Below are 17950 nucleotides of genomic sequence, written 5' to 3' on the forward strand. Positions count from 1 at the left end.
GCCCCACCCCGGCCTCGGGGACTACAGGCGCTCGGGGGCGCGGATGCCGAGCAGCTCCATGCCCTGGTGCAGCGTGCGGGCCGTGAGCTCGCACAGGAAGAGCCGGTTCTCGACTGTGGCCGCGTCCTCCGCCTTGAGCACGGGGCAGTGCTCGTAGAAGGACGTGTAGTGCGTGGCCAGGGCGTAGAGGTAGGCGGCCAGCTTGTGCGGCTCGTAGGTCTCCGCGACGCCCGCCAGCGTCTGCGCGAACTCGTCCAGGTGCAGGCCGAGGGCGCGCTCCGCGGGGGCCAGGGCCAGCTCCGGGTGGGCGACGGGCCGGGCGTCCCCCGCCTTGCGCAGGATCGACTGGATGCGGGCGTAGGCGTACTGGAGGTAGACGCTGGTGTCGCCGTTGAGGGACACCATCCGGTCCAGGTCGAAGACGTAGTCGCGGGACATGGAGGTGGAGAGGTCCGCGTACTTGACGGCGCCGATGCCGACCTGGGCGGCCCGCTCGGCGATCTCCTCGTCCGTGAGGTCCTGGGCCTTCTCCCGGACGACGTCGGCCGCCCGGTCCACGGCCTCGTCGAGGAGGTCGACCAGCCGGACGGTCTCGCCCTCCCGGGTCTTGAACGGCTTGCCGTCCTTGCCCAGGACCGTGCCGAACGCGAGTTGCAGCGCGGCGCCCTCGGGCAGCCAGCCGGCCCGCCGCGCGGTCTCGAAGACCATCCGGAAGTGCAGCGCCTGCCGGGCGTCGACGACGTAGAGCAGCTTGTCGGCCTTCAGGGTGCCGATCCGGTCGCGGATGGCCGCGAGGTCGGTGGCGGCGTAGCCGAAGCCGCCGTTGGACTTCTGGACGATGAGCGGGCTCGGCGTGCCGTCGGGACCCTTGACGTCGTCGAAGAAGACGCACAGCGCGCCGTCGGAGCGCACGGCCACACCGGAGGATTCCAGGTCCTTCACGACCTGCTGGAGGTCATGGTTGTAGGCGCTCTCGCCCACCACGTCCTCGTCGCGGATCTCGACGTCCAACTGCGCGTAGACGGCCTGGAAGTAGATCTTTGACTCGTCCACGATCTTGTGCCAGAGGGCGAGGGTCTCCTCGTCGCCGCCCTGTAGCTGCACGACCCGGTCCCGGGCGCGGGTCTTGAACTCCTCGTCGGAGTCGAACAGGGCCCGGGACGCCTTGTAGAGCCGGTCGAGCCGGGCCATGGCGGCCTCGCCGCCCTCGGCGTCCGAGCTGTGGTCCAGCTCGTGCGGGTGCTCGACCAGGTACTGGATGAGCATGCCGAACTGGGTGCCCCAGTCCCCGATGTGGTGCCGCCGGACGACGTGCTCGCCCCGGTGCTCCAGGATGCGCATGACCGCATCGCCGATCACCGTCGACCGCAGGTGGCCGACGTGCATCTGCTTGGCCACGTTCGGCTGCGAGTAGTCGATGACGGTGGTGCCGGGGTGCTCGGCCCGGGGCACGCCCAGCCGCTCGTCGGCGGCCCGGGCGGCCAGCGTCCGCACGATGGCCCCGTCCGTGACGCTGATGTTCAGGAAGCCGGGGCCCGAGACCTCGACGGAGGCGAGGACGTCGTCCTCCTCCGGCAGCCGTTCCACGACCTGTCCGGCCAGCTCGCGCGGGTTCCCCTTCAGCTTCTTGGCGAGCGCCAGCATGCCGTTGGCCTGGAAGTCCGCCCGGTCGCTGCGTCGCAGCAGCGGGTCGGCGGAGGCGGCCTCCGGCAGGGCGCCCGCGAGGGCGTCCGCGACGCGCTGGTGGACCGTAGCGGTGAGCGAAGTGACCGAAGCCATGAAAGGTGAACCGTTCCGTTCGGTGGTGTGGACGCGTGGACGTTCGAACGTCCCGAGGACGTGTCGGCAGTATCCCACGCGGGGCCCCGCGACCCGGCGTGGTTTCTCACCGTGCGGACGCGGGGGGCCGACGTCCGTCTGGGACAATGGGCCTCACGAAAGCACCCGGGGACACGCGGGTCCGTGCCGGCCCGGGCGGGCCGCGCGGGGGCCCGCGGGGCCCGCGGGACACGCACCACAGGAACACACGGAAGCTAAGGACGTGCCGAACGTGGCTCAGAGCACCGAGACCGACTGGGTCTCCCGATTCGCGGACGAGGTCATCGCCGAGGCGGAGCGACACGCCCCCGGCAAACCCATCGTCTGCGCCTCGGGCCTCAGCCCCTCGGGGCCGATCCACCTGGGCAACCTGCGCGAGGTCATGACGCCGCACCTCGTCGCCGACGAGATCCGGCGCCGCGGTCACGCGTGCGTGCACCTCATCTCGTGGGACGACTACGACCGTTTCCGCAAGGTCCCGGCCGGGATCGACCCGTCCTGGGCCGAGCACATCGGCAAGCCGCTGACCTCCGTGCCCGCCCCGCCCGGCAGCGAGCACCCGAACTGGGCCGAGCACTTCAAGTCGGCCATGGTGTGGGCGCTCGCGGAACTGGGCGTCGAGTTCCGGGGCGTCAGCCAGACGCAGATGTACACCTCCGGCGCCTACCGCGAGCAGATCCTGCTGGCCATGCGCGAGCGCGGCACGATCGACGGCGTCCTGGACCGCTACCGCACCAAGGACAAGCCGGCCGGCGGGAAGGGCGGCAAGGGCGGCAAGCAGGGCCAGAAGCCGGTGGACGAGGCCGAGCTGGCCGCCGCCGAGGGCTCGGGCGCCGCGTCCGAGGACGACGGCAGCGGCACCGGCGGCGCCTACTACCCGTACAAGCCCTACTGCGGGAACTGCGAGAAGGACTACACGACCGTCGTCGCCTACGACGACGAGACCACCGAGCTGACCTACACCTGCACCTGCGGCCACCGCGAGACGGTGCTGCTGCGCGAGTACGACCGCGGCAAGCTGGTGTGGAAGGTCGACTGGCCGATGCGCTGGGCCTACGAGGGCGTGACCTTCGAGCCCTCCGGCGTCGACCACTCCTCGCCCGGCTCGTCGTTCGTCGTCGGCGGGCAGATCGTCCGCGAGGTCTTCGGCGGCCGGCAGCCCATCGGGCCGATGTACGCGTTCGTCGGCATCAGCGGCATGGCGAAGATGTCCAGCTCGCGCGGTGGCGTGCCCACGCCCGCCGACGCGCTGGAGATCATGGAGGCGCCGCTGCTGCGCTGGCTGTACGCGCGCCGCAAGCCGAACCAGTCCTTCAAGATCGCCTTCGACCAGGAGATCCAGCGCACCTACGACGAGTGGGACGCGCTGGAGCGCCGGATCGCCGACGGCACGGCGCAGCCCGCCGACGCCGCCGCGCACGCCCGGTCCGTGCGCACGGCCGCCGCCGAGCTGCCCCGCACCCCGCGTCCGCTGCCCTACCGCACGCTGGCCTCGGTCGTCGACATCACCCAGGGCTCGGCGGAGCAGACCCTGCGCATCCTCGGCGAGCTCGACCCGGAGCGCCCGGTCACCTCGCTGGACCAGACCCGGCCCCGGCTGGACCGCGCCGAGCGCTGGATCTCCACCCAGGTCCCCGCCGACCAGCGCACCCGGGTGCGGGACGAGCCGGACACCGAGCTGCTGGCCTCGCTGGACGAGCGGCAGCGCGAGGGCCTGCGGCTCCTGCTGGAGGGGCTGGACACCCACTGGTCGCTGGACGGGCTGACGACGCTGGTCTACGGCGTGCCGAAGGTGCAGGCCGGGCTCGACCCGGAGGCCAGGCCGACGCCCGAGCTGAAGCTGGCCCAGCGGGCGTTCTTCGCGCTGCTGTACCGGCTGCTGGTGAGCCGGGACACCGGCCCGCGCCTGCCCACGCTGCTGCTGGCCGTCGGCGCCGACCGCGTCCGCAAGCTGCTCGCCGCGTAGGCCTGTCCGGCGGATCGGCCGCTGGCTGCCGGGTTGCCCGGTCCGGTGCATCGCCTGCTGCGGGTGCGTCGTGGCCGGCCGCGCGGTTCCCCGCGCCCGGTGCGGGCGCGGGCCCGCGGGGCTTCAGCCGACCACGCCGATCTCCTCGTTGAGGCGTTCGCGGCACTCGCGCACGTACGGGCGCAGGTAGTGCTCGCTGAGCAGGCTGCCGTCCTGGTTCCGTACTCCGAACCGTTCGTCGAGGGCCTTGGACAGACGACGGGCGTTCGGCCGCTCGCCCTTGGCGGCCAGCGCGCGGTACGCCTCGTAGAACACGTCCTCCAGCGGGACGCCGTCGGGGAGGCCCACCGGCTCGTCGGTGGGCTCGGCCGGGGCCGGGGGCTCCGGAGGACGGCGGATCGGACGGCGGCCCTGGCTGCCGGGGACGTACGCGGGCGCGGGCTCCGGCGCGGGCGCGGGCTCCGGCGCGGGCGCGGGCTCCGGCTCCGGCGCGGTCGCGGGCTCCGGGGTGGCGGCCAGGGCCGGGGGCGTCGGCTCCGGGGCCGCCGGGGCGGGCTTCGCCTCCGCCGGGTGCTCGGTGGCCGCGAGGGCGCGGGTGCTCTCCGCGAGGGGTATGCCGTAGCGCGCGAGCTTCAGGGGCATGAGCGCCTCCACGGGCGCCCTGCGGCGCCAGGCCCGCCCGTACCGGGCGCGCAGCCGCGTCTGGTAGACGAGCCGCTCCTGCTCCAGCCGGATGACCTCGTCGTAGGAGCGCAGCTCCCACAGCTTCATGCGGCGCCACAGCCGGAAGGTCGAGGGGAAGGCGAGCAGCCAGCGGGAGACGCGGACGCCGTCCATGTGCTTGTCGGCGGTGATGTCGGCGATGCGCCCGATGGCGTGCCGGGCGGCCTCCACGGCGACCACGAACAGCACGGGGATGACCGCGTGCATGCCGACACCGAGCGGGTCGGGCCAGGCGGCGGCGCCGTTGAAGGCGATGGTGGCGGCGGTGAGCAGCCAGGCGGTCTGGCGCAGCAGCGGAAAGCCGATGCGCAGCCACGTCAGCAGCAGGTCCAGCGCGAGCAGGACGACGATGCCGGCGTCGATGCCGATCGGGAAGAACGGGGCGAAGGCGCCGAAGCCCTTGCGCTCGGCGAGGTCCCGCACGGCGGCGTAGGAACCGGCGAACCCGATCGCCGCGATCACCAGCGCCCCGATCACGACCACGCCGACGAGCACACGGTGCGTTCGGCTGAGCTTCATCGCGGACACCCGCGGTCTCCTCCCGCTCTGGACACGTGAGCGGCGCCCAGCCTGGCACACGTTGTCAAGGGCATGCCCGGCGGGAGGGGGGTCCCGGATTACTCCTCGGTCTCGCCGCCGGCCTTGTCCTCCGCCTGGCCCTCGGCGTCGTCCTCCGGCTGGTCCTTGGCCTTGTCCAGGGCCGCGATGGTCTGCTTCGCGGCCTTCTCGGCGGGTTCGCCCAGGTCCTTCGCGCTCGGCTTCTCGCCGTCCTCGAAGCCGGTGCCGCCGTAGTCGACGACGACGACGACGTTGCCGGCCCGGGCCACGATGGTGCGGGTGCGGTAGTCGTCGCCGTCGGACGTGTGCTCGTAGGCGATGCCGGTGGCCTCGTCGCCGACGCCCTCGACCGCGGCCTGGTCGACGCCCTTGAGGGCCTTGTCGCCGGTGAGCTTCTTGATCTGGGACTCGGCGTACCGCGCGGCGCGTTCGTCACCGCTGCCGACCCCGACCTCCGACTCGTGCCGGCGCAGGGAGATCACCAGGGAGCGGTAGTCGTAGTCCTCCAGCGCGGACCACTGGCAGCCGTTGTAGGTGGCGACGTCGGAGGTCTTGAGCGGCTCACCGCTCTTGTAGTCGACCTCCGGCACGAGCTCCTCGACGAGCTTCTCCGGCACCAGCTCGCAGGTGACCGGCAGCGTGGCGTACGTCACCGGGTCGGGCGTGGGCTCGGCGGACTCGGCCTTCGGGGACGGGGACTCGGCCCCCTTGCCGTCGTCCCCGCCGCCGAGGCAGCCGGTGACGAGCAGCGCGGGTATGGCCGCGAGCGCGAGCGCGCGGCGCAGGGTCGGGGCGGTGTGGAACATGGTGGCTTCGCTTTCCCGGTCTCGGATCAACTGTCGAGCCGCCGGGCGATCTGCTTCGCGAGGCGGTCGGCCTGCCGCTGCAGCTCTTCGCTGTCGGGCAGGCGGCGCTTGTCGGTGGACCACTGGTTGTACTGGACGGTGACGATGACGTTGCCGGTGCGGAAGACCAGCGTGACGTCCCGGTGGACGCCGGCGTCGGCGGTGACCAGCTCGTCGTCGAGGTAGGCGTTCTCGCCCACGTCGTCCAGGGGACGCGGGGCGAGCTCCGGGTCGAGGCCGGGCGTGGCCCGGCCGCTGGGTCCGTCACCGGTGGCCCCGTCCGTGGGCGGCGGCTCCTGGCCCGCGGTGGCGGGCTGGGTGGCGCCCCCGCCGTCGTCCGGGGCTCCGGCGTCGTCCCCGGCGTCCTTCGCGGCTGCGCTGGCCGGTTCGTCCGACGCGGTGCCGGAGGCGGGGGGCGAGGCGGAACCCGAGGGCTCCTCCGACGGCTCGCCGGTCTCCTCCCCGTCCCCGTCGCTGCCCCCGTCGCCGTCCTCGCCCGCGTCCCCGGTCGGCGGCTCGGCCGGGATGCCGGCCTCCGCGGCGCGCAGGTCGAAGAGCTCGAGGGCCCGGTCGTCGTCGCTGACCTCGGGGTCGTAGGAGACGACGCGCTCGAAGTCCAGCGTGAGGTGGCGGCTGCCCAGCGGGGTGGAGCTCTTCCAACTGCACCCGACACGGCGGTCGGTGTCGAAGGTGACGGCCGCCTCGCCGTCCAGGACGGAGTCCGCGGGGTGGGCGGACGCCGTGGAGCCCTCGCCGCCGCCCTCCGGGAACAGCGCCTTGCGCAGCGCGTCCCGGTCCAGCGAACCGCACGGCTCGGGAAGGGTGCGGTACCGGCCGGGCTTCATGTCGGGCGTCGAGCTGGCGGAAGCGTCGGACTTGCCGTCGTTCGGGCCGCCGCCGACGCCGTCCGTGCAGCCCGTCAGGACCACGGTCAGCGCCGCGAGGGCCGCGGGGCCGCCCAGGTACGCCCTGCGCCGCACGTTGGCCTCCCTGCACTCGCTCGTCGCGTCGATCGGCTCGACGTCGAAAACGTGTTGCCGCCCGCACGGGGCGGCAGAAGACAATGTCTACAGCAACCCACGCACCGACGTCCGGCCTGCCGGGCTGTTTGTTGTGCCTTGTCCGGTTTCTGCGGTGGGTTGAGAATCGTCACGTAGGGGGAGTTGAGGGCCATGTCGTACACCGAAGTCCAGGGGGTGCGGGTCCCGATCCGGATGTGGACGGACCCGGCCGGGGTCGAGGACGTGGCGATGCGGCAGCTGCGGAACACGACGACCCTGCCGTGGATCGAGGGCCTGGCCGTCATGCCGGACGTCCACTTCGGCAAGGGCGCGACGGTGGGCTCCGTCATCGCCATGCGGGGCGCGGTGTGCCCGGCCGCCGTCGGTGTGGACATCGGCTGCGGCATGTCCGCCGTCCGCACCTCGCTCACCGCGAACGACCTGCCCGGGGATCTCTCGCGGCTGCGGTCGAAGATCGAGGCGGCGATCCCGGTGGGCCGCGGCATGCACGGCGAGGCCGTCGACCCGCGGCGCCTGCACGGCTTCCAGGCCGCGCGCTGGGACGACTTCTGGGCCCGCTTCGACGGCGTCGCCGAGCCCGTCCACTTCCGGCGCGACCGGGCGGCCAAGCAGATGGGCACCCTGGGGTCCGGGAACCACTTCTGGGAATTGTGCGTGGATACGTCCGGTTCCGTGTGGGTCATGCTGCACTCCGGCTCCCGCAACATCGGCAAGGAGCTGGCCGACCACCACATCGGCGTCGCCCAGAGCCTGCCGCACAACCAGGGCCTGATCGACCGCGACCTGGCGGTCTTCGTCGCCGACACCCCGCAGATGGCCGCCTACCGGCACGACCTGTTCTGGGCGCAGGAGTACGCGCGGCACAACCGCGAGGTCATGATGGCGCTCTCGCTCGACGTGATCCGCAAGGAGTTCAGGAAGGCCAGGCCGACCTTCGACCCGGTGATCTCCTGCCACCACAACTACGTCGCCGAGGAGCGCTACGCGGGCATGGACCTGCTCGTCACCCGCAAGGGCGCGATCCGTGCGGGCAGCGGCGAGTACGGCATCATCCCCGGCTCGATGGGCACCGGCTCCTACATCGTGAAGGGGCTCGGCAACCCCGCGTCCTTCAACTCCGCCTCGCACGGCGCCGGGCGCCGGATGAGCCGGAACCAGGCGCGCAAGCGGTTCACGACGCAGGACCTGGAGCGGCAGACCCACGGCGTGGAGTGCCGCAAGGACTCCGGCGTCGTCGACGAGATCCCCGGCGCCTACAAGCCGATCGAGCAGGTCATCGACCAGCAGCGGGACCTGGTCGAGGTCGTGGCCCAGCTCAGGCAGGTGGTGTGCGTGAAGGGCTGACCGCTTCTCAGCCCTCGCGGTGCACCTTGCGGTTGGCGGCCTGGGCGCGCGGGCGGACGACGAGCAGGTCCACGTTGACGTGCGGGGGACGGGTGACGGCCCAGCCGATGGTGTCGGCCACGTCCTCCGCCCGCAGCGGGTCGGGCACGCCCGCGTACACGGCCTCGGCCCGTTCCGCGTCGCCCCGGAAGCGGGTGAGCGCGAACTCCTCGGTGCGGACCATGCCGGGCGCGACCTCGACGACGCGCACCGGCTCCCCGCACAGCTCCAGCCGCAGGGTCTCCGTCAGGGCGTGGGCCCCGTACTTCGCCGCCGCGTAGCCGCCCCCGCCCTCGTACACTCCGTGCCCGGCGGTCGAGGACACGACGACGACCGTGCCGCCGTCGGGCGCGGCGGTGAGGGCGGGCAGGAGGGCCTGCGTCATGTGGAGGACGCCGAGCACGTTGATCTCGTACATCGCCCGCCAGTCCGCCGGGTCGCCCTCGGCCACGGACTCGGTGCCCAGCGCCCCGCCCGCGTTGTTGACCAGCACCTGCACGCCCCCGGGGCCCAGCGAGGCGGCGAAGGCGTCCACCGCCGCCCGGTCGGTGACGTCCAGCGGGCGGGCCTCGGCGGCCAGCCCCGCCGCCGTCAGCTCCTTCTCCAGCGCCGCCAGCCGGTCGGCCCGCCGGGCGGTCAGCACGACGCGGTAGCCCTCCTCGGCCAGCCGACGCGCGGTCGCCGCGCCGATCCCGCTGCTGGCTCCGGTCACGACGGCGGTACGGCTGGTCATGCGCGGTTCCCTTCCTGGTGTTCCTGCTGTTCCTGGCGCTTCCGGCGTCCTTGGCGTTCCCGGCGGGGTGCCCCCGACGCGGCCGGCGTGCTCGCTAGCCACGCGGTGGGTACATGATGACCGCCACGCCGACGAGGCACACGAGGGCGCCGATGACGTCCCAGCGGTCGGGGCGGAAGCCGTCCACGATCATGCCCCAGGCCAGCGACCCGGCGACGAACACCCCGCCGTAGGCCGCCAGGATGCGGCCGAAGTGGGCGTCGGGCTGGAAGGTGGCCACGAAGCCGTAGCCGCCGAGGGCCAGCACGCCCGCGCCCACCCAGAGCCAGCCGCGGTGCTCGCGCACGCCCTGCCACACCAGCCACGCCCCGCCGATCTCCAGCAACGCGGCGAGCAGGAACAGCAGCACGGATCGTCCGAGGGTCATGCCGGGAGGGTAGTCCGCGCTCAGCGGGTGACGAGGGTGACCTCCGTCGCCTTGACGCTCGTCCACACCGCGACGCCCTCGGCCAGGCCCAGTTCGGCGGCGGCCCCCGGGGTGATCTCGGCGACGAGGTCGGGCGCCGCGTCGGACGCCACGAGCACGCGCAGGCGGCTGCCGAGCCCGGTGATCTCGCGCACGGTGCCGGGCCAGACGTTGCGGGGGCTGCCGCCGGGCCGGTCGCGGTGCACGGAGACGGCCTCCGGCGGGATGATCGCCAGGGCCTCGCCCCCGGCCGGTCCGGGCTCGGCGACGACGAGGTGCCCGCCCCCGGCCAGGGCCAGTCCCTCGGCCGTCCCGGTGCCCGGCCAGGCGTTCCGGCCCAGCATCCGGGCGACCCAGGGGGAGCGCGGGTGTCGGCTCACCTCGGCGGGCGGGGCGTCCTGGAGGGCGCGGCCCTCGTCCAGCACGAGGACGCGGTCGGCGAGCGAGACGGCCTCCACGGGGTCGTGCGTGACGATGAGGCACACCCCGCCGAAGTACCGCAGATGGGTGCGCAGGGTGTGGCGGACGTGGGCGCGGGTGGTCTGGTCGAGCGCGGCGAGGGGCTCGTCGAGCAGGAGCAGCCGGGGCCGGGTGGCCAGGGCCCGGGCGAGGGCGACGCGCTGGGCCTGCCCGCCGGAGAGCTGGGCGGGCCTGCGGTGGGCGAGGTGGCCGACGCCGAGCCGCTCCAGCCAGATGCGGGCGGCCCGGCGGGCGACCACGCGGCCGGTACCGAGGGCCCGCAGCCCGTACGCGGTGTTGGACAGGGCGGACAGGTGGGGGAAGAGCGCGCCGTCCTGCGGAACCCAGGCCACGTGGCGGCGGTGCGGCGGGCGGCCGGTGACGTCGTCGTCGCCCAGGCGCAGGGTGGCGTGGGCACGGGGCGTGAGGCCGAGGAGGGCCCGCAGCAGGGTCGTCTTGCCCGCGCCGTTCGGGCCGACGACGGCGATGGTGGTGCCCGGCTCGGCGTCGAGGGTGAGGCGGGTGAAGCCGGTCAGCTCGGCGTGCAGGGCCCAGCGGCGGTCGGCGGGAGCCTCCTCGGGCAGCCGGGCCCCGCGTCCGGTGACCCGCGCCTCGGGCTCCGGGCCCGATTCCCGTTCCGCCGCCGGGGCGGGCCCCGGGCGTCCCGGCCCCGGGCCGGTGCCCACGGCCGTCCACCGGCCGCGCAGGGCGACGAGGACGGCCATCGCGACGGCGAGCAGCAGGAGGGAGACGGAGGTGGCGGCCTGCGGCTCGTCCTGGAGCAGGAGGTAGACCTCCAGCGGCAGGGTCTGGGTGACGCCGGGGAGGTTGCCCGCGAAGGTGATGGTCGCCCCGAACTCGCCCAGGGCGCGGGCCCAGGTCAGGGCCGCGCCGGCGGCGAGCCCGGGGGCCACCATCGGCAGCGTCACCGTGGCGAAGACCCGCAGCGGGGACGCGCCCAGCGAGGCCGCCGTCTCCTCGTACCGGGGCCGCAGCCCGGCGAAGGCGCCCTCCAGGCTGATGACGAGGAACGGCATGGACACGAACGTGGCCGCGACGACGGCGCCCGAGGTGTGGAACGGCAGCGTGACGCCGAACGTGTCCTCCAGCCACGGCCCGAGCAGCCCGCGCCGGCCGAGGCCGAGCAGCAGCGCCACCCCGGCCACCGTCGGGGGCAGCACCATGGGCAGCAGCACCAGGGAGCGGACGATCGCCTTGCCGGGGAACGGCACCCGGGCGAGCACCCACGCGAGCGGCACGCCCAGGAGCAGAGACAGGCCCAGCGCCCAGCCGGAGACGACGAGGGAGAGCCGCACTGCCTCGACCGTGCGCGGGTCGGCGAGGTGCCCGCCCAGCTCGTCCCACCGGGTCCGGCTCAGGACGCCGAGCAGCGGCAGGACCAGGAACGCCACGGCGAGCAGGGCGGGCAGCACGAGCGCGAGGGGCGCGCGGGGTCCGCGACGCGGACCGGGGGCCCGGGGGGCCCGCGGGGTTCGAGGAGCGGGTGCGGCGGATCGGGGCATCGCGGACACGTTCCGGGGGTCGGGGGCGGGGAGGGGCCGGTGCTGGGGGCGCTACGGCTGCTGGAAGCCGTGGTCGGCGAGGATCTTCCGCGCCTCCGGGCCCCGCAGCCACTCCACGAACCCGGCCGCGGCCTCCGGCTGCCCTGATTCCTTCAGCACGGCCACGGGGTAGGAGGCGAGCTGGTTCTGCTCCTCCGGTATCGCGACGGCGTCGACGTTCTCGGCGGCGGTGGCGGCATCCGTCCGGTAGACGATGCCCGCGTCGGCCTCGCCCAGCTCCACCTTGCTGAGGACGGCCCGCACGTTGGGCTCCTCGGAGACCGCCCGCACCGCGACGTCCTGCCGGTCGAGCACCTGGCGGCCGTAGCCGCCGACCGGGACCTCCGGCGCGGCGAGAACGACCTTGAGCCCGGGGTCGGCCAGGTCGGTCAGCGCGGCGACCCCGTGCGGATTGCCCTCGCCGACGACGATGACCAGCCGGTTGGTCGCGAAGGTGGCCCGGTGCTCGGTGTCGTCCGCGATGCCGTCCATCGTCCGGGTGTCGGCGGTGGCGATCACGTCGGCGGGGGCGCCCTGGCGCACCTGGGAGACGAGCTCCTGCGAGCCCGCGAAGGAGAACGTCACCTCCGTGCCCGGGTTGTCCTTCGCGTAGGCGGCGCCGGCCTCCTCGAAGGCGTCGGTGAGGGAGGAGGCGGCGAGCACGGTCAGCCCGGCGCCGTCCCCGTTCCCGCCGCTGCCCCCGCTGCCGCAGGCCGCCAGCGGGACGAGCAGGGCGATGGCGAGCAGGGCGGCGGCGCGGCGCCGGGCGGTGCGTCTGGCGGTGGACACGGAAGCTCCTCGCGGGCGGATCACCGGCGGATCACGGACGGTCGATGTGGACGCTGGTGGACTTCACGCGGGCGACCGCCCGGACGCCCACCTCAAGCCCCAGCTCCTCGACGGCCTCCCTGGTCAGGAGGGAGACGAGGCGGTGCGGCCCGGCCTGGATCTCCACCTGCGCCGCGACGTCGCCGAGCGTGACGCCCGTGACGATGCCGGAGAAGGCGTTGCGGGCCGAGGTGTAGGCCACCTCGTCCTCGCCGTGCGCTCCCTGGCCCAGCTCCACGGCGAAGGCGGCCAGGTCGCGGCCGTCGACGAGGCGGCGCCCGGAGTCGTCGCGGTGGGTCGCGACCCGGCCGGCGTCCGCCCAACGGCGCGCGGTGTCGGGACTGACGCCGAGCAGCCGGGCCGCCTGCCCGATGGTGTAGGACTGCATGTGCGCCAACCTACGGCCGCCTGGCTTGCACCTGCAAGGAAATCCGGAGCTTCACCCTGGTAGCTGCGTCTCAGCTTGGAGTTTCCTCCGAGGGGCTACCCCAGGCTGCGCGCGGCCACCTTCTTCACATGCGCCGCGAAGACGGCCTCCGCCTCCGGGGTGAGGGAGCGCAAGGCGACCATCGCGGTGAGGATCACGTCGCACAGCTCGTCCTGCACGTCCTCCCAGGTGTGGCTGTGACCCTTGCGCGGGTTCTGCCCCAGCGCCCCGATCACGGCCTGCGCCACCTCGCCCGCCTCCTCACTGACCTTGAGCATGCGCAGCAGCCGCTCCTGCTCGGCCGGCACCCGGCTCTCCCGCTCCAGCCAGGCCAGCAGCTCCGCCACCGTCGGCCACACCGGCGCCGTCACCGGGCCCGCTCCTCGGCCAGTGCCCGGAACGCGCGCGCCGTGGCCTCGTCCGACGGAAAGAACGACTCGATCGCCAGCTCGGACAGGGTGACGTCGGCCGGGGCGCCGAACGTCGCGATCGTGCTGAACATCGACAGCTCCCCGTGCGGGCCGCGCAGCCGCACCGGCAGCGCCACCGGCCCCGCCGCCTGCCCGCCCGCGCCGTGGCCCTCCGGCTCCTCCACCGGGGGTCCGTATGCTGCGACCTCCTCGTGCAGGGCCCGCAGCTCCGCGTCCCCGCTCGCCCGCGCCTGCCGCCGCAGCCGGTCGAGCAGGTGGTGGCGCACCTCGTCCGCGTTCACGACCCGCGTCAGCAGTCCCTCCGGGTGGAGTGCCATCCGGTACACGTTGGCCGGCGGTTCCGTCAGGCCATCCGGAAGCCCGCCGAGCAGCGCCCCCATCGCCTCGTTGGCCGACACCACGTTCCACACCCGGTCCACGACGACCGCCGGGTACGGTTCGTGCGCGGTGAGCATGACGTCGAGCGCCGAGCGGACGGCGGCCATCTCGGCGGCGTCCATCGCCGACTCCCGGAACGCGGGCGCGTAACCGGCCGCCAGCAGCAGCGTGTTGCGCTCCCGCAGCGGCACGTCCAGCGTCTCCGCCAGGCGCAGCACCATCTCCCGGCTCGGCCTGGCCCGGCCCGTCTCCACGTACGACACGTGCCGCGCGGAGGAGTCGGCGTCGAGTGCGAGTTGCAGCTGACTGAGCCTGCGGTGCTGCCGCCACTCGCGCAACAGCGTGCCCACTCCGGGCAGTTCGGCGGTCTCCATGCCCGGAGCGTAGCGAGCGGCCGGTGCGCTCGGCCATGACCTCCGTCGTCATCGAGCCCGCGACCTCCGCGCTGCGAAGGTCGCGGCAACCGACCGGAAAGACGGAGGCCGACATGACGCCGCACACCCTCGACCACCGCCCGCTCACCGCCCCGGCCGCTCCCGCCGTCTTCGCCGACGTCGAGTACCTCGCCCTGCGCCGCATGCGGTGACGTCACACCCCGCCGGCGGCGCGGGCGTGCCCGGACGGGGCCCGCGTCGTACGGTGGGGATGGATACCAGGGGGCCGGACGACCGTGGGTAAGGAGCCCCGTGATGCGGAGTCCCGACAGCGAGTACTGCGTCAGCGTCCACCTGACGGGCTGCGGCCACGAGACGGCCAGCGTGGTCTTCGGCGCGCTGGAGGCCGCGTACCCGGAGGGCTGCGACCCGACACCGCGCGCCGCGCGCGGCACCGCCGAAGCGGAGCACCACGTCGTCTGGACCTCGACGGTGGACACCGAGACGCCCCGCTTGGGCCTGCCGACGGTGCCGGTGCCGCTGGACGAGGACGTCGCGGCGGAGATCCACGGCGCGGCCGACCCCGTGCGGCGGGTCCACGAGGTGCTGATGGCGGCCTTCGTCTCCGAGGACCACGGCACCGTCCCCGGTGAGCACGAACTCGAGACCCGCCTCCGCCTCACCGCCACCCGCCGCCCCGTCGCCTGACCCGTCCGGGACCGCCCGTCACGTCGGCCGGCCTGCACCAGGGCGTCGCCACGGCCAGGGACGCGGCGGCCCGGGCCGCGCGGACGGAGCTGTTGGGGGCGGCTGTCGCCGAGTTCGATCCGCTGCCGTTCGACAGTGAAGCGGCGGCCCGGTACGGCACGCTGGTCTCGCTGACGCTCGCGGCGCGCCGCGACCCGCGCCCCCGCAAGCTGGATCTGATGACCGCGGCCATCGCCTCCGTTCGCGGGCTACCGCTCTTCACCCGCAACGCCGACGACTCCAAGGCGCTGGACGGCGTCGTCACCGTCGTGCCCGTCTGACCTCAGCCGCCGGGCGTACGCGGATCGGCGAAGACCGGCGCCGCTCAGCTCCGGCCCATGTTCGGATCACGGGTCAGCGAGGGCCTCGTCCGCCCCGTTGCGGGCGGGGCCGGGGCGTGGGGAACAGGGCGGTCAGGGCCAGACGAGGCAGTAGGGTTCGTGGCCGGCGTCGTGGAGGCGGTGGCTGAAGTCCTGCCACTGGTGCAGCAGGCGGTAGACGTCGAACGCGTCGCGGGGGCCGCTGCGGTCGGGGACGGTGGACCAGATGAAGGCCGCGGCGCCGACGGACTCCTCGCCGACGCCCCGCAGGGGGTCCACGACGGTCATGGGGAGCTTGACGACGGCGTAGTCGGGGTGGAGGACGACGAGCTCCAGGGGCGGTACCCGGTGCAGGGGTATGCCCTCGAGACCGGTGAGAACCATCGCGGCCATCGTCTCGGGCTTGATGCGGGTGAACATGCCGTGGCCGAGCTCGTCGCCCCCGAGGTCCTGGGGGCGCATGGACAGGGGTACCCGGGCCGCCGTCGCGCCGTCGGGGGCGCCGAAGTACTTGTAGGTCACCTCCATACGGCCGCCGCCCCGCCCGAGGCCCTCGCTCTCGGCCGCCTCCCCGCGGTGTCGGCCGCGGGGCACGCGTTCCGGTTCGAGGTCCCCGGCGCCATCGCCCGGTCCGCCTCCGCGCTGCATGTCACCACCCGACTGTTCGCCGCATTCTCCCCCGGACTCCGCCCAAGGGTGCCCCCATACGCCCGCGGCCCGTGCCGCGCGACCCGATCATCGTCCCAGAGACCTCCCCCGCCCACGGCGGCCGAAACGCCCGGCCGCACACCCGCACGAAGCTCTGTCACCATGGCCCCTGTGAGCTATCCGTACCAAGCACCAGTATCGCAGTCCCTCTTCGACCGTGCGGCCGTCGTGACACCGGGAGGCGTGAACTCTCCGGTGCGGGCTTTCGGAGCCGTGGGCGGTACGCCCCGGTTCATGGTCTCCGGTTCCGGCCCGTACCTCACGGACGCCGACGGCCGCGAGTACGTGGACCTCGTCTGCTCCTGGGGGCCGATGATCCTCGGGCACCGGCACCCGGCCGTCCAGGAGGCCGTGGAGGCGGCCGTGGCCCGCGGCACCTCGTTCGGAACCCCTGGCCAGGGCGAGGTCGAACTGGCCGAGGAGATCGTCTCCCGCGTCGCACCGGTGGAGCAAGTCCGGCTGGTGTCCTCCGGCACGGAGGCCACGATGTCCGCGATCCGGCTGGCCCGCGGTTTCACCGGCCGGGCGAAGGTGGTCAAGTTCGCGGGCTGCTACCACGGCCACGTGGACGCGCTGCTGGCCGCCGCCGGCTCCGGGGTGGCGACGTTCGCGCTGCCGGACACCCCGGGGGTGACGGGCGCGCAGGCCGGGGACACGCTGGTGCTGCCGTACAACGATCTGGACGCGGTTCGTGAGGCGTTCGCCGCCCACCCCGACCAGATCGCCTGTGTGATCACCGAGGCGTCGCCGGGCAACATGGGCGTCGTCCCGCCAGGAGAGGGCTTCAACGCGGGGCTGAAGTCGCTGTGCCGGGAGCACGGCGCGCTCTACGTGTCCGACGAGGTCATGACCGGTTTCCGGGTCTCGAAGGCCGGCTGGTTCGGGCTGGACGGCGTCGTGCCGGACCTGATGACGTTCGGCAAGGTCATGGGCGGCGGCTTCCCGGCCGCGGCCTTCTGCGGACGGGCGGACGTCATGGCGGCCCTCGCCCCGGCCGGTCCCGTCTACCAGGCGGGGACGCTCTCCGGGAACCCGGTCGCGACGGCGGCGGGCGTGGCCCAGCTGAGGCAGCTGGACGACGCGGCCTACGCGCGGCTCGACGCGTCGGCCGCCACGCTGCGCGGGCTGGTCACGGACGCGCTGACGAAGGAGGGCGTGGCCCACACGCTCCAGCAGGCGGGGAACATGTTCTCCGTCTTCTTCACGGACCGGCCGGTCACGGACTACGACGGCGCCCGGGCGCAGGAGACGTTCCGCTTCACCGCGTTCTTCCACGCCATGCTGGCGGCCGGGGTGTACCTGCCGCCGTCGGCGTTCGAGTCGTGGTTCGTGTCGACGGCGCTGGACGACGCCGCGACCGAGCGCGTCGCCGCCGCGCTGCCGGGGGCCGCCCGGGCCGCCGCCGAGGCGGTGCCGGCATGAGCGGGGCGCCGAACGGCGAGGCGGGGGCGGGCGCGCCGAAGCCGCCCGCACGGGACAAGACGGTCACGATCGTGCACCTCATGCGGCACGGCGAGGTGCACAACCCCGACGGCATCCTCTACGGCCGGCTGCCCGGGTACCACCTCTCCGAGCTGGGCCGCCGCATGGCCGACCGGGTGGCGGAGTCGCTGGCGGGCAACGACATCGCCCACGTCGTCGCCTCGCCGCTGGAGCGGGCGCAGGAGACGGCCGCTCCCATCGCGAAGGTGCACGGCGCCGACGTGGCGACGGACGAGCGGCTGATCGAGGCGGGCAACTCCTTCCAGGGCAAGACCTTCGGCGTCGGTGACGGCGCCCTGCGGCGGCCCGGGAACTGGCGCCTCCTGCGTAACCCGTTCCAGCCGTCCTGGGGCGAGCCGTACCTCGAGCAGGTGGTGCGGATGATGGGCGCGCTGGACGCCGCCAAGGACGCGGCCCGGGGCCGGGAGGCGGTGTGCGTCAGCCACCAGCTCCCCATCTGGACGGTGCGGAGCTTCGTCGAGGGCCGCAGGCTGTGGCACGACCCCCGCAAGCGTGAGTGCACGCTCGCCTCGCTGACCAGCTTCACCTACGTCGGGGACAAGATCGTCTCCGTCGGCTACTCGGAGCCGGCCCGCGACCTGGTGCCGCCGCACCTGCTGGCCGGGGCTCGCCCGGCGAAGGGGAAGGGGAAGGTCCAGGGCAAGGGGTTCGGCGCCTGACGCCCCCTGGCCCAGGAGGCGCTTGGGGGGCGGTGGTCGG

General features: G+C 74.0%; 19 protein-coding genes. 7 read left to right on the forward strand and 12 right to left on the reverse strand.

Annotated elements, in window-relative coordinates; genetic code table 11:
* Positions 1-21: 21 nt before the first annotated feature.
* Positions 22-1779, reverse strand: a complete 1758-nt coding sequence (argS, locus tag O7609_RS13995; RefSeq protein WP_269736612.1) for an arginine--tRNA ligase — start codon at positions 1777-1779, stop codon at positions 22-24.
* Positions 1780-2041: 262 nt separating this feature from the next.
* Here argS and lysS point away from each other — a divergent pair, with 262 nt between their 5' ends.
* Positions 2042-3784, forward strand: a complete 1743-nt coding sequence (lysS, locus tag O7609_RS14000) for a lysine--tRNA ligase (protein WP_269736611.1) — start codon at positions 2042-2044, stop codon at positions 3782-3784.
* A 123-nt stretch (positions 3785-3907) separates the two neighbouring features.
* On the opposite strand, the gene O7609_RS14005 is transcribed toward lysS, so the two are convergent.
* From O7609_RS14005 to O7609_RS14015, 3 genes are all read right to left on the reverse strand, one after another.
* Entirely contained in the window at positions 3908-5035 is a 1128-nt protein-coding gene (locus tag O7609_RS14005; protein WP_269743649.1) for a DUF2637 domain-containing protein, read from the reverse strand.
* 89 nt (positions 5036-5124) lie between these two features.
* Entirely contained in the window at positions 5125-5871 is a 747-nt protein-coding gene (locus O7609_RS14010) for a DUF3558 domain-containing protein (protein WP_269736610.1), read from the reverse strand.
* 26 nt (positions 5872-5897) lie between these two features.
* Positions 5898-6890, reverse strand: coding sequence for a DUF3558 domain-containing protein (locus O7609_RS14015; RefSeq protein WP_269736609.1), 993 nt, complete (start codon positions 6888-6890; stop codon positions 5898-5900).
* Positions 6891-7082: 192 nt separating this feature from the next.
* Here O7609_RS14015 and O7609_RS14020 point away from each other — a divergent pair, with 192 nt between their 5' ends.
* Entirely contained in the window at positions 7083-8276 is a 1194-nt protein-coding gene (locus O7609_RS14020) for an RtcB family protein (RefSeq protein WP_269736608.1), read from the forward strand.
* Positions 8277-8283: 7 nt separating this feature from the next.
* On the opposite strand, the gene O7609_RS14025 is transcribed toward O7609_RS14020, so the two are convergent.
* From O7609_RS14025 to O7609_RS14055, 7 genes are all read right to left on the reverse strand, one after another.
* Entirely contained in the window at positions 8284-9048 is a 765-nt protein-coding gene (locus O7609_RS14025; RefSeq protein WP_269736607.1) for an SDR family NAD(P)-dependent oxidoreductase, read from the reverse strand.
* 94 nt (positions 9049-9142) lie between these two features.
* Entirely contained in the window at positions 9143-9475 is a 333-nt protein-coding gene (locus O7609_RS14030; protein ID WP_269736606.1) for a YnfA family protein, read from the reverse strand.
* Between the two features lie 20 nt (positions 9476-9495).
* Positions 9496-11496: an ABC transporter permease gene (locus tag O7609_RS14035; RefSeq protein ID WP_269736605.1), complete on the reverse strand. Its 2001-nt coding sequence runs from the start codon at positions 11494-11496 to the stop codon at positions 9496-9498.
* A gap of 51 nt (positions 11497-11547) precedes the next feature.
* The gene (gene modA / locus O7609_RS14040; RefSeq protein ID WP_269736604.1) at positions 11548-12324 is read right to left on the reverse strand and encodes a molybdate ABC transporter substrate-binding protein; all 777 of its coding nucleotides are present in this window, start codon (positions 12322-12324) and stop codon (positions 11548-11550) included.
* 31 nt (positions 12325-12355) lie between these two features.
* Positions 12356-12751 (reverse strand): TOBE domain-containing protein, encoded by a 396-nt coding sequence (locus O7609_RS14045; protein WP_219090770.1) that lies wholly within the window; start codon positions 12749-12751, stop codon positions 12356-12358.
* A gap of 95 nt (positions 12752-12846) precedes the next feature.
* Positions 12847-13161, reverse strand: coding sequence for a MazG-like family protein (locus O7609_RS14050; RefSeq protein WP_269736603.1), 315 nt, complete (start codon positions 13159-13161; stop codon positions 12847-12849).
* Positions 13158-13973: a helix-turn-helix transcriptional regulator gene (locus O7609_RS14055; RefSeq protein WP_269743650.1), complete on the reverse strand. Its 816-nt coding sequence runs from the start codon at positions 13971-13973 to the stop codon at positions 13158-13160. The genes O7609_RS14050 and O7609_RS14055 overlap by 4 nt, the downstream gene beginning before the upstream one ends.
* A 23-nt stretch (positions 13974-13996) precedes the next feature.
* Between O7609_RS14055 and O7609_RS14060 the strand changes: the two genes are divergently transcribed.
* From O7609_RS14060 to O7609_RS14070, 3 genes are all read left to right on the forward strand, one after another.
* Positions 13997-14185: a hypothetical protein gene (locus O7609_RS14060; RefSeq protein WP_269743651.1), complete on the forward strand. Its 189-nt coding sequence runs from the start codon at positions 13997-13999 to the stop codon at positions 14183-14185.
* Between the two features lie 103 nt (positions 14186-14288).
* On the forward strand, positions 14289-14681 hold the full coding sequence (locus tag O7609_RS14065) for a hypothetical protein (protein ID WP_269736601.1): 393 nt from the start codon (positions 14289-14291) through the stop codon (positions 14679-14681).
* Between the two features lie 92 nt (positions 14682-14773).
* Positions 14774-15001: a hypothetical protein gene (locus tag O7609_RS14070; protein WP_269736600.1), complete on the forward strand. Its 228-nt coding sequence runs from the start codon at positions 14774-14776 to the stop codon at positions 14999-15001.
* A 132-nt stretch (positions 15002-15133) separates the two neighbouring features.
* Here the strand turns inward: O7609_RS14070 and O7609_RS14075 are convergent, their stop codons facing one another.
* A complete protein-coding gene (locus O7609_RS14075; RefSeq protein ID WP_269736599.1) occupies positions 15134-15688 on the reverse strand; it encodes a hypothetical protein in 555 nt (184 codons plus the stop codon).
* Positions 15689-15850: 162 nt separating this feature from the next.
* On the opposite strand from O7609_RS14075, the gene hemL reads away from it, so the two are divergent.
* Both hemL and O7609_RS14085 read left to right on the forward strand, forming a co-directional pair.
* Positions 15851-17170 (forward strand): glutamate-1-semialdehyde 2,1-aminomutase, encoded by a 1320-nt coding sequence (hemL, locus tag O7609_RS14080; RefSeq protein ID WP_269736598.1) that lies wholly within the window; start codon positions 15851-15853, stop codon positions 17168-17170.
* On the forward strand, positions 17167-17910 hold the full coding sequence (locus O7609_RS14085) for a histidine phosphatase family protein (RefSeq protein ID WP_443072121.1): 744 nt from the start codon (positions 17167-17169) through the stop codon (positions 17908-17910). The genes hemL and O7609_RS14085 overlap by 4 nt, the downstream gene beginning before the upstream one ends.
* Positions 17911-17950 lie beyond the last annotated feature (40 nt).

Source organism: Streptomyces sp. WMMC1477 (genome assembly GCF_027460245.1).
Lineage (GTDB): Bacteria > Actinomycetota > Actinomycetes > Streptomycetales > Streptomycetaceae > Streptomyces.